The sequence below is a fragment of the Polaribacter sp. Z014 genome (assembly GCF_023555435.1).
Lineage (GTDB): Bacteria > Bacteroidota > Bacteroidia > Flavobacteriales > Flavobacteriaceae > Polaribacter.
This window is the reverse complement of the sequence record NZ_JALCZP010000002.1, coordinates 142,362-154,713: the sequence shown is the minus strand read 5'-3', so window position 1 is coordinate 154,713 and position 12,352 is coordinate 142,362. Positions and strand designations below refer to the sequence as shown.

Sequence of the window (12,352 nt, the reverse complement as noted above, 5' to 3'; positions counted from 1 at the left end):
TATATTTGTTCAATCGATTGAACAAACTTATACATTTTTTTTGGATAAAAAAAAGAAAATAACATTAAAAGATATAGCTGAGGCATTAAATTTAACGCCATCCGGGGTTTCCAAAGCGCTAAATAATCATCCTAGAATTAGCGACGCCACTAAAAAAGCGGTAAAAGAAAAAGCGAGGGAACTAAACTACCAACCTAATTTATTAGCTAGTGCCTTACGAAAAGGCCGGAGTAATTTAATTGGAGTAATTATTCCAAGAGCTAAAAGTAACTTCTTCTCTTCTGTTGTAGAAAAACTAGAAGATGTTTTAAATAAAGAAGGGTACAATATAATAATGACTCAATCTAACGAATCTTTTGAAAAAGAATGCCGAAATATTGATGCTTTAATCGATACGCAAGTTTGCGGCATAATAGCTTCTATGGCTAGTGATACTGTAGATTTGACCTATTATAACAAAATAATTTCTACAGGAATCCCTTTAGTGATGTTTGATAGAAGTGATGAAAAATTAGAAGCCGATTATATTGGTATTGATGATTATCAAAGTAGTTTTAAAGTGATTGATCACCTTTATAAACAAGGTTGCCGCCGTATTGCACATATAGGTGGATATAAACACACGCGGATTTATAACCAACGATTAGAGGGGTATTTAGACGCCTTAAAAAAATACAATCTACCCATAGAAAATAATTTAATAATTGAAAGTACTTTAAAAATTGAAGATGGACGACAAGCTATGACTCAATTTCTAAAATTAGATAAAAAACCAGACGCAGTATATGCGGCAGGTGATTTTGCTGCTCTAGGAGCATTACAAGTATTAAAAGAAAATAACATCGCTATTCCACAAGATATTGCCTTAGTTGGCTTTAGTAATGAATTGTTTACATCTTTAGTTACGCCAACAATTTCTAGTATAGAACAGCACAGTAATACAATTGGACAACTTGCAGCTGAAATTTTATTAGACAAATTAAAAAATCCTAATAAAACAACAGAACCATCTAAAACGGTATTGGATATTGACTTGATTATTAGAGAAACTTCAAAAAAATAAAACTACAGACATTACTAATTTACAAGAACAACTTATTTTCTCTCAATAATTTAGAATAAAAAAAGAGTACACCTTAAAAAGGTGTACTCTTACAAAACAAATCAAATCAAATTTACTAATTATCTTTATAAACTAAGTTCTAAAACAAATGCATAGTCACAAGGTTTTTTCTTAGGCATTACTGCCTCTAAACCATTGTTATTTTGCGACCATTTTATCTTAGCATCTGTACCTAACATTTTTACAGATTTCACTTTATCACCATTCGTAATAGATTTTATAAGTACTTTTCCATTCTTTGGCCAAGCCATTAAAATTGCATAGACCTTTCCATCCTTTTGAGTAAAACGAATATCTTGACCAGTAAAAGCCTTGTTTTTCCCTTCTGAATGATGTCCTTTTTTAACTTCTGTAGGTCCTTCTCCAAAAGTTCTCCAATATTTGGTATCGTATATAGCGTCACCATTCATATCTAACCAAGCACCCATTTCTAATAAAATATCTTTTTGGTCATCCGGAATTGTTCCATCTGATTTTGGACCAACATTTAGAAGTAAATTTCCATTTTTAGAAACTATATCAATTAAATCATCTATCAAAGAATTTGTTGTTTTTGACTTCCAATTCGTTACATAAGACCAAGAATTTGTACCAATAGAAGTATCTGTTTGCCAAGGCAATTTTCTTATTCCTGGTAATTTACCTCTTTCTAAATCGTAAATTACAGTACCAGCAGGAAAAGCTTCTTCGTAAAAGTTTTTATCTTGTAAAACTACTTCTTTACCCCATTCTATTCCTTTATTATAGTAGTATGCCGCTAATTTTGGACGGTATTCTCTAAAATCTGGAGTATCTAACATAAAATCGAACCAAAGAATATCTGGTTGATAATTATCTATTAAATCTTTCGTTCTTTTCCACCACATTTCTTTAAATTCTGCAGAAACCGGTTCTCTTAAATTTTTTCCTTTTGGAGAGTATAAATCTGCATACGCAGGATCTGTAGTATCAAATTTATCTTTTTTATTATAGAAAGACCAGTTAAAAGCATAATGAGAAGAAGCTCCCATAATCATTCCTTTAGCACGACCTGCTTTCATCAATTCTCCTAAAACATCTCTTTTAGGCCCCATATTAACAGAATTCCAACGAGTGGTATTCGATTTATACATAGCAAAACCATCATGATGGTCTGCCACAGGAACCACATATTTAGCACCCGCTTTTTTAAATAAATCTATCCATTCTTCAGCATTAAATTTTTCGGCTTTAAACATTGGAATAAAGTCTTTATATCCAAATTTTTTCTGATCTCCAAAGTTCTTTTGATGATGTAAAAACTCTTTTGTAGGGCCATCTTTCTGATGTTTTAACTGCGCTGTAAACTGAGCTGAATCCATATACATATTTCTAGGATACCATTCAGAACCAAAAGCAGGAACAGAATAAGCTCCCCAATGAATAAAAATACCAAACTTTTTATTATTAAACCACGCTGGGTCTTTATAATGTTTTTTTATGGATTCCCAATTTGGCTCGAAAACTTTTACGCTTTCTTGTTTTTTTTCAACTACTTTTTTCTCTTCTTTCTTACAAGAAACAAGAGCCAAAATAGATAGTAAAATTAAAGTTGATACTCTTTTTTTCATCTGACTTTTTGTTGGTTATAAATAATTTTTAATTCTAATACAAATTAGGTGTATTTTTAATTAATTCCTTTGACCAAATGTTTTAATTTGTATAACAAATAGTTAAATGTTTATTTTTTTTGGTTATGTTAAAATAAATCTTACTTCTTAACATAAAACAAGCCTAATAGTTATACAACTATTAGACTTGTTTTAATATCATAAATATTTATTCTAAGTTATTTTTTCCTTAAGGCTTCTATTTCTTATAAGTTATTCCTTTTTATTTTAGGAACATCCTTATAATTAACAACATTCTTAAAATGCTAATCATACTCTTTTACGCCAGAGTATAAAAAATAAAACTTTAAGAAACCAAAGCGACTGTCCTCCATAAAACACTAATAATCATTAATGATTTGTCACTATGCTTATCTATTATTTTTAATGATTTTAATCATTCCAATGTGCATCAATCACTTTTTGAATGTGTGGAAATTTCTCTCCATCTTCTTCATTCAACTCTTTACGTTTTGCAATTAATTGCTCTTTTAAATTGGCAATAATTTCTTTGTTAGCAGGATCTGAATACGTATTATTCATCTCTTTAGGATCTTTTGTTAAATCATAAAATTCCCAAGCAGCTGGCGTATGCATCGTAAAACGATTTCCCCAACTTTTTTTATTCCATACGGCTCCTGGCTTGTCTGTATCTACCCAATATCTTCCATAGAAAAATATTAATTTGTATTGTTTTGTTCTAATACCAAAATGAGCAGGATTTGCATGTGCATGTGCCATGTGCATCCAATATCTGTAGTACGTAGATTGTTGCCAACCTTCTGGTTCTTGCCCTGTTTCTAAAATATGTTTAAAACTATGACCTTGCATTTTTTCTGGTGGAGTACCGCCTGCCATTTCAATTAAAGTAGGTGCAAAATCTGTGTTGTTGATAATTGCATCTGTTCTCATACCTGCTTTTATTTTCTCTGGATATCTAACAAAAAACGGCATTCTAAAAGACTCTTCATACATCCATCTTTTATCAATATAATCATGTTCCCCCAACATAAAACCCTGGTCTCCAGTATACACTATAATTGTATTATCATACAAACCTTCTTCTTTTAAGTATTCTATTAAACGAGCAACATTATCATCCACTCCTTTTACACATCTTAAATATCTTTTTATGTATTCTTGATACGTAGCACTTGTATAAGCATCTCCTGTTAGCTTATCAGCTTGATGAATATCAAAATCTGGGTTGTTATGTTTAGTATATTGTTTACTCCAAATTCTCATCCCCATATTTCTAATTGTATTTCTTTTAGAAACAGAAGAACCAATTACATGAATTAAAGAATCGTTTTTACCTCTTGTAGCAATAGAACCATTATTACCATTATCATACAGACTTGCTGGTTCAGGAATAAAAGTATCTGCTAAATAATCTTTATACCTAGGTGCATATTCAAAATCATCATGAGGTGCTTTGTATTGATGAAACAAAATAAATGGTTTGGTTTTATCTCTTTTGTTTTTTAACCAGTCTAAACTAATATTTGTAACAATATCAGAACTGTAACCTTTATATTGTTTACCTTCATACGCAGGATCCTTTTCTTCAGCAAAATGCATTCCTGTTTCGGTTAAATATGGATCGAAATAAGAACCTTGTTGACCGTGTTTTGTAAACACATTGTAATAATCAAAATTTGGTTCATCTTTTAAATGATATTTACCAATCATTGCTGTTTGGTACCCTAACTTTTTCATCTCTATTGGTAAATATTGATGGTCTTTAGGCAATGCTCCCTCCAAGTCTAAAACTCCATTTGCTTGACTGTGTTGTCCAGATAAAATGGCTGCTCTACTAGGTGTACAAATAGAATTGTTTACAAAACAGTTGTCGAAAATAATACCTTCATTCGCTATTTTATCTAAAGTTGGTGTAGGGTTTAATTTTGATAAGCGACTATTATAAATACCAAAAGCTTGCGATGTATGATCATCTGCCATGATATAAATAATATTCGGTCTTTGTTTTTCCGCTTCCGGTTGTTGACTTTTTACATTTTTACATGAAAAAAAACTTAAAACCAAAACGGCATAGGTTATTTTATTAAAGGACATATTATGATTTATTTATTTATTTCAAATTCTTTTTTAACTTTTATTCACGAAACTTAAAACCGCTATTAAAAGCATTAACAAAGTAATCGTTTTTAAAACGAATACAACCAAACATATGATTTAATCTGTAAAACAAATGTTCTAATATTTACTACCTAGTGCATAAACATTACGCTGTTTAAGATTCGTTATATAAAAAAATATCATTTTCAAACTCCAATAAAGATTGAATTTTAAAAATGATATTTAAATAGATGGTTCTAAAATGATATTATGCTGTTAATCTTTCTTATTTTTTTTAGAAGATTTTTTATTTTTATTCTTTCCAGATTTTGCTGCTTTCTTAGCTAATTTTTGAGCTGCTTTTCTAGCTATATCCTTAGCTATTTTCTTTTTATGAGCTTCAGAAAGTGGTCCATTTTGTGCTTCATCAAACTTGTTAAATCTTGGTAAAATTTCATTTAAATAATCGCGTTCTTTCACTAATTCTTTGTCAGCTTTTTCCCAGTCATTAATTTCAGGAAAACTGATTAAATCTGATGGATATTCTCTTACATCATACCATTTATCCATACCATCTTTTAAAACATTTGTTCCTCTTATTAATTGCATATTGTCTTTGTAACCATACACCCAGTCTCTATGCGTTTTCTTTTCTGTTGTTAAAAAAGGCATCATACTTACTCCATTAATTTCATAATCTTCCGGAATTTTAACACCGGCTATTTCTGCAATTGTTGGTAATATATCCGATAAATTCATTAAAACATCTTGTTCTCCTTTTTTGGTAAAATCAAATCCAGGACCGTACACCATAAATGGAACGTGTGTTCCTTTTTGAGAATCTGGACTGTTTTTACCGTATTTACTAGAGCCATTATCTGCACAAAAGATTATTAAAGTATTGTCATCAATATTTAACTCTTTTAACTTTTCTAAATACAAAGACATTTGATAATCTAAATAGTTTACATGTGAATGAATTCCACTTGCTGATAACGAATTATGCGTATCGTAGACTCCTTTTTCTCCTGTAATATTAGGCTCTTCTCTTGTGTATTTTCCGTCTTTATAGGTGATTTTTGGAGTTTCTATCCATTTATATTCATGTTGCTTTGGATTTAAATAATTCATAGAAGCATGACCTAAATGCGTAGTGTGATACACAAAAAAGGGTTTATCCTCTTTTACTTTCCTTTCCATAAAGTCGAAAATAAAATCTAACTCAACATCTGGTCCATAAGTATTTACTCCGTATTCTTTTTTAGATTCTTTGGTATTTGGCCACCATTCAAATTGTTGTTTAGAAGAAGGGTGATTCATTAACATTACACCTGGTTTCCAGTACCAACTAGAAGATGGATAATATGAAAAGTCTAATGGTTTTCCTGTATCTAGATTTATCAATTCCTTTTTACCATTTTCTTTCTTCTGTTCTAGCCTAAAGTTTGAATATGGATTTTCTCCAATTTCTGTAATTGCCGCTTCGCCTGGAGTAAACACCCCTTCATCAAAACCAAAATTTTGTAAATTTTTGTTTCTCATTTGAGTTTTACCAGACCACATGGTAGCATACCCTCCTTTTTTAGCAATTATACCAATAGTTAACGGAGAACTTGCAAATAAAGGATAGGCTCCTAAGTTTCCATCTTCATCTGTATATTGGCCTATTGTACTATTTCCCCACCATTTGTGTAAATGCGGATATCTACCCGTCATTAACATGGCTCTACTCGGAGAACAAACCACAGAAGCCCAAGCTGTTTTTACGTACATTCCTTCTTTTGCTAATTTATCTAAAACTGGCGTTTTTGCTCTTATTTTAGGGTCTTGAGAATCTTTATTTCCCTTTACAGAACTCCACGTGTCAGACTTATAAATAGGAAACTCTCGTGCGCTAATATCATCTGCTAATACTAATATAATATTAGGCTTCTTCGTTTTCTGAGCTAATACTGATAAAGTAGCTAGAAAAAATAATAAGGTTATTTTCTTCATGATTTTAATTTTATCTTCGGAAACGTTTCCGAGGGGTTTAAACTTAAAAAAATCTGCAATATTAATTACAGATTCTTTTTGATGATTTTATATATTTATTCGTTTTTATGTTTCTTTTTTCCTTTATTTTTTTTGCCTTTGTTCTTCGCTTTATTTTTTGCTTTTAACGCTTTTATCTGTGCTATTTTTTGTGCTTCCTGTTTTTCAACTTGTAGCTTTTACTTCTCTGTTAACGGTCCGTGTCTAGCAGTTTTAAATGTGTTGAATTGTGGTAATACTTTTTCTAACGCTGCTTTTTCATTCTTTAAATCCTTAGAAACAGCACTCCAATCTTTAATCACAGGATAGGAAATTAAATCTGATGGTGTACTACTTACATCATACCATTTATCAAATCCGTCCTTTAACACGTTTTTACTTCTAATAATTTGTTGTCCGTCTTTGTAACCATAAATCCATTCTCTATGTTCTTTTTTATTCGTTGTTAAAAAAGGTAGCAAACTAACTCCGTTAATTTCATAATCTTCAGGAATCGTAACACCTCCAATTTCAGCAATTGTAGGCAACACATCTGCTAAGTTAACCAACACATCTTGTTCTCCTTTTTTGGTTAAATTTAAACCCGGAGCATAAACTATAAATGGAACATGTGTTCCTTTTTGAGACTCGGCACTATTTTTACCATAACCACTTGTTCCGTTATCGGCACAAAAAATAACAATGGTATTTTTATCAATTTTCAAGTCTTTTAACTTCTGTAAATACAAAGACATTTGATAATCTAAGTAATTGATATGATTGTGAATTCCCGGTTCTGTTACCGTATTATGTGTATTGTAAACACCTTTATCTCCGGTTACATTTGGCTGAGTTCTTACATATTTACCGTTTTTCCATTCAATTTTTGGAGTTCCAGGCCATTTAGTTTTTGTTTTTGGGTGATAAAAATCAAATCCATCGTGACCTAAATGCGTGGTATGGTACACAAAAAACGGCTTCTTTTCTTTGGTTTTACGTTCCATAAAATCAAAAATAAACTCTAATTCTACATCTGGACCATACGTGTTTAAACCGTATTCTTTTTTAGATTCTTTAGTGTTTGGCCACCATTCAAATTCTTTTTTAGATGTTGGATAGTTCATTAACATTACGTGAGGTTTCCAATACCAACCAGATTGTGCATAGGTTGTAGATTCTTCTCCTGTATCATTATTGATTATCTTTTTCTTTCCATCTATTTTTTTCAATTCAATTTTAAAATCTGTGTAAGGATTTTCTCCTTCCATACTAGATTCTCCTGGAGTAAATACCCCTTCATCAAATCCATATTTGTCTAAATTAGGATTACGCATTTGCGTTTTCCCTGCCCAAATAGAAGTATAACCTCCTTTTTTGGCAATTACACCAATATTTAAGGGAGAACTTTCGTAAAAAGGATAAGTTCCTACTTTTCCGTTTTCATCACTATATTTTCCTGTGGTTTTATTCCCCCACCATTTGTGCAAATGTGCATAACGACCTGTCATCATCATTGCTCTACTTGGAGAACAAACGACAGCGGCCCAAGCAGTTTTTATGTATAAACCTTCTTCTGCAATTCTATCTAAAACAGGTGTGTTTGCTCTGTATTTTACATCTTGCGTGTCTCCTCCAGTCGGTGGACTCCATGTATCTGATTTGTAAATAGGCATTTCTCTTGCACTAATATCGTCAGCCAAAATAACAATAATGTTTGGCTTTTGTTTCTGTTGTGCAGCTGCTAATAAAGTAGCCGTAAAAAACAAACTTGTTACAATATTTTTCATTTCTAATGTTTTAAATTCTTTTTATTTTTATCACCAGAAATAGCCTTGTCTATAAAAGCTTGTCTTATTGCTTCTTCTCTGTCGCAATTAAATAAATGTGCATCTTCCCATAAAGGAGCAATATTGTCTTTAGACCAGATTTCATATTTAGCTTTCAATCTGTTTACAACATCTGGAAATTGACTTGCCAAATTATTATTTTCCAATTCGTCTTTTTCCATATCAAACAGAAAAATATCTTTTTTGTAATAAGAATAAATCAATTTATAATTTTTATCCCTAACAGCATATCCTTCGCCACCAGCATAACGCCAATACAAAGTTCTTTCTTTTAAAGACTTGTTCTTTTTTGTTAAAATTGGTAGTAAATCTACTCCGTCTAATTCTTTAGTTGCTGGTTTTTCAATTCCTGCTGCGGCTAAAATTGTAGGAAAAATATCCAAGGCAATAATTGGTTTGTCATACACTCTATTCCCTTTTATTTTTTTAGGCCAAGAGATTACAAACGGTTCACGAATTCCACCTTCAAACATCATTCCTTTATGTCCACGATAAGGAGCACTACTTGCTCCGTGAGAATGACCACCATTGTCACTATAGAAAAATATCAATGTGTTTTCGTATTCACCTGTTTCTTTTAATTTATCGATAACTTTACCAATACCAGCATCCATACCCACAACCATAGCAGCATAAGCAGCTCTATCTCCAAACTCTATATGTTTTACTTGATCTGTATATTCTTTGGTAGCCTGAATTGGAGCATGAGGTGCATTGTACGCCAAATACATAAAAAAAGGTTTCTCATTTTTAGAATATCCATCTATATATTTTACAGCCTCGTTAGAAAAATCGTCCGTTAAATAGGTCAATTCGTTTTCCGGAACTAGTTTTCCATCTCTCATTACGCCTAATTCTCTATTAGTAGGTTTTGTTTTTCCCCAGTAATTTAAACCACCTCCGCTAAATCCAAACCAATCGTCAAAACCTCTTTGGTTGGGTAAAAATTTCTTTGCATTTCCTAAATGCCATTTTCCGATAGCACAAGTTTCATAATTGTTTTTTTGAAGCAATTCTGAAATCATCAACTCATTAACAGGCAAACCAATTACGGTATCTTCTCCTTGTTTAGTGTTTTCAGGATTGTTTTCGTGTCCAAATCTTTGTTGATATCTTCCCGACATTAAACCCGCTCTACTCGGACTACAATATGGGTGTGACGAATAACCTTGACTAAAAATAACTCCCTCGTTAGCCAATTTATCTAAGTTTTTAGTTGGAATGTCTTTTCCTCCGTTAAAACCAACATCTCCCCAACCTTGATCATCGGAAAGTATGATTAAAATATTAGGTCGTTTGTCTTTTTGAGCAAAAACTGCGCTCGTGAAAATTGTAAAAAATAGTATTGATGTTATCGCTTTAAATTTCATATCTAATTATTTTTTTGGAATTATTTTATTTGGAATATCAATTCTTTTATCATCAGCTCCTTTAGCAAAATTGCTTATATTAAAGTCATTTCCTTTTGTCCAATCGCATTCTACTCTACCATCACCCAAAACAATATTCCCTAATTTTTTACGAAACCAATCTGCCAATGCAACATACTCTTTATCGTTGGCAACATTATTTCTTTCTTTGCTATCCACTCGTAAATCATACAAAGCCATTTGCACTTCTTCTCTAGGCGCATCTATTCCCCATTTGATATTTACATTTGGCGGATATTTTTTACTCGCTTTACCTCTATGAGGTCTGGTTTGCATAGAAAAAGTAAAATCTTTTGTTTTGATATAGGCTCTTGGCCCAACAACATGATTTATTTCACCAATAATATAATCTCGTTTTAATTTTTTATCACTTAAAACAGCTCCCATATCATAACCATCTAAAAAGTCGAATTTCTTTTCTGATAAATCTGCTCCACCTGCAGCAAGTATTGTAGGCATGATGTCTACATATTCTGTAAAACCATCATATACTTTGCCTGCCGGAAATGTTTTTTTATCAGAAGCAACCACAATTGCAGTTGTATGTGTTGATAAATCCCAAGGAGAAAACTTTCCTTCTACACCTTGTTCTCCTAATTGCCATCCATGGTCTCCGCAGACATAGACAATTACATATTCTTGTTTATGTTTTTTACTATATGCTTTAAATTCTTCAACCGCTTTTCCAATTAAATCATCGCCATAAGCACAAAACGCATAATAATCTCTAATGGCTTGTTGCTTTTCTTCGTATTTTAAACCGTCAATTTTGGTTTTCTTATAGTAGTCTTGTAATTGCTTCGGAAGTTTTTTTAGTTCCTTTTTATCGAATTCAGGAATTTCATACACCTTATCCTTAAAACGATCTCTAAATTCTTTTGGAGGCATTACTGGCGTATGCGGAAAATGGAAACTTAAATTTGCAAAAACTGGTTTACTAGAATCAACTCCTTGAAAATTTCTACCATTTAAAATTTTATAGCCTTTATTTTCATTCTTTAAATAACTTAAAAATTCGGTAAGGATATTACCGTCTAGCGTTTTACCTGCTGGCATAGAATTTACTCCACCAATAATCAAATCTGATGTACTTCTAGTATACGCATATAAAAGGTCTAATTCTTTTTCTACCTCAGCCTTTACTTTTTTCTCAGCATCAGAAATGCTTTCATTTCTAGAAAACGATTTATGTGTTCCATCAGGATAATAAAAATTGACTCTAGAATCTACTTTTTGTCCTTTTCCGTTAACTTTTCCCCAAACAGAAGTATTATCCCAATCTGTATTTCCTGTACGTCTTAAATCTTGTCCGTAATCTACATATTGTTGATAATAGCCCATTTCTTCCTTAGGCTTTTTAGACTTGTATCCTTTTAATCGAACACCTGTTTTACCAAACAAAGCTGTTTGATATCCTTGATCTACCATCGCATCTGGTAATAATTGAGAAAAGAAATCTGGATTGTTATGAAAATACTCAAAACCATAAACTCCTGATCTAAAAGAATATTTACCCATAATTATTCCTGCTCTAGATGGCGCACAACCAGGAGATTGACAATGCATATTTGGATAAACTACTCCTTCTTTAGCCAACTTATCTAAACTTGGCGATTCTACATACCCAAGTGGACTTTCTTTTGTACCAGTCGTTATTTCATTAAAATATGCATTCGAATCTTTTCGTTGGTCATCCGTCATAATCCAAAGAACATTTGGTTTCTTCTTTTGAGCATTTAAATTAAACACAAAAAGGAACAATACTAAAGCTTGTACTAATTTTCTCATAATTTTAATGTTTTTATAGTCATAAATTAGACAATGTAATTTAATAAAAGGTTTAAGCAGACAACGAAGAAACAACCACATAAATGATCCGAAAAGGATAACAAATGAACTTTATTAGTTAAAAATCACTCTTTCCCAGTCTTTTAGTATTTCTTCATTAGTAGCATCTTTAGGCAAACCCTTTTTCTTTAAACCTTTCACCAAAAAGGCATTCGTTAAAGGAATCGCACTATTTTAGTATTTAAAACCCTCATATTGTTACGATTAAAATGACTTTTTTCTAGTTAAAGAACTTAATTACCTCCCTTCTGGATTTTTACCAATGCTTCCCATTCCTTGTTTAAAATAAACTTCTGGATTGTGCCAAACACCTGTTTTCTTTAACAATGGTTCGTGGTAATCTAAACTTAAATCGCAATCAAAACGTGCCATAATTGAATATCC

8 protein-coding genes are annotated in these 12,352 nt (G+C 31.7%); 1 reads left to right on the top strand and 7 read right to left on the bottom strand.

Annotation, left to right across the window (positions count from 1 at the left end):
* Positions 1–40 precede the first annotated feature (40 nt).
* On the top strand, positions 41–1,063 hold the full coding sequence (locus MPF19_RS04060) for a LacI family DNA-binding transcriptional regulator (protein WP_249986894.1): 1,023 nt from the start codon (positions 41–43) through the stop codon (positions 1,061–1,063).
* Positions 1,064–1,188: 125 nt separating this feature from the next.
* Here MPF19_RS04060 and MPF19_RS04055 read toward each other — a convergent pair whose 3' ends face one another.
* The 7 genes from MPF19_RS04055 to MPF19_RS19315 all read right to left on the bottom strand — a co-directional run bounded on the left by MPF19_RS04055 (position 1,189) and on the right by MPF19_RS19315 (position 12,340).
* On the bottom strand, positions 1,189–2,712 hold the full coding sequence (locus MPF19_RS04055) for an alpha-L-fucosidase (RefSeq protein WP_249986893.1): 1,524 nt from the start codon (positions 2,710–2,712) through the stop codon (positions 1,189–1,191).
* Positions 2,713–3,144: 432 nt separating this feature from the next.
* Positions 3,145–4,827: a sulfatase family protein gene (locus MPF19_RS04050; RefSeq protein ID WP_249986892.1), complete on the bottom strand. Its 1,683-nt coding sequence runs from the start codon at positions 4,825–4,827 to the stop codon at positions 3,145–3,147.
* 279 nt (positions 4,828–5,106) lie between these two features.
* Positions 5,107–6,825 carry a sulfatase-like hydrolase/transferase gene (locus MPF19_RS04045; RefSeq protein ID WP_249986891.1) on the bottom strand — a complete coding sequence of 573 codons (1,719 nt, stop codon included), beginning with the start codon at positions 6,823–6,825 and terminating at the stop codon, positions 5,107–5,109.
* A 218-nt stretch (positions 6,826–7,043) separates the two neighbouring features.
* A complete protein-coding gene (locus MPF19_RS04040) occupies positions 7,044–8,630 on the bottom strand; it encodes a sulfatase-like hydrolase/transferase (RefSeq protein ID WP_249986890.1) in 1,587 nt (528 codons plus the stop codon).
* 2 nt (positions 8,631–8,632) lie between these two features.
* The gene (locus MPF19_RS04035; RefSeq protein WP_249986889.1) at positions 8,633–10,060 is read right to left on the bottom strand and encodes a sulfatase family protein; all 1,428 of its coding nucleotides are present in this window, start codon (positions 10,058–10,060) and stop codon (positions 8,633–8,635) included.
* A 6-nt stretch (positions 10,061–10,066) separates the two neighbouring features.
* Positions 10,067–11,908, bottom strand: a complete 1,842-nt coding sequence (locus MPF19_RS04030; protein ID WP_249986888.1) for a sulfatase-like hydrolase/transferase — start codon at positions 11,906–11,908, stop codon at positions 10,067–10,069.
* Positions 11,909–12,205: 297 nt separating this feature from the next.
* Positions 12,206–12,340: a hypothetical protein gene (locus tag MPF19_RS19315; protein WP_284041377.1), complete on the bottom strand. Its 135-nt coding sequence runs from the start codon at positions 12,338–12,340 to the stop codon at positions 12,206–12,208.
* Positions 12,341–12,352: the final 12 nt, after the last annotated feature.

Excerpts from the sequence above, each read along its gene's own strand:
- MPF19_RS04050 (WP_249986892.1), bottom strand. The coding sequence starts at position 4,827 with ATGTCCTTTAATAAAATAACCTATGCCGTTTTGGTTTTAAGTTTTTTT.
- MPF19_RS04045 (WP_249986891.1), bottom strand. The coding sequence starts at position 6,825 with ATGAAGAAAATAACCTTATTATTTTTTCTAGCTACTTTATCAGTATTA.
- MPF19_RS19315 (WP_284041377.1), bottom strand. The coding sequence starts at position 12,340 with ATGGCACGTTTTGATTGCGATTTAAGTTTAGATTACCACGAACCATTG.
- MPF19_RS04055 (WP_249986893.1), bottom strand. The coding sequence starts at position 2,712 with ATGAAAAAAAGAGTATCAACTTTAATTTTACTATCTATTTTGGCTCTT.
- MPF19_RS04030 (WP_249986888.1), bottom strand. The coding sequence starts at position 11,908 with ATGAGAAAATTAGTACAAGCTTTAGTATTGTTCCTTTTTGTGTTTAAT.
- MPF19_RS04035 (WP_249986889.1), bottom strand. The coding sequence starts at position 10,060 with ATGAAATTTAAAGCGATAACATCAATACTATTTTTTACAATTTTCACG.
- MPF19_RS04040 (WP_249986890.1), bottom strand. The coding sequence starts at position 8,630 with ATGAAAAATATTGTAACAAGTTTGTTTTTTACGGCTACTTTATTAGCA.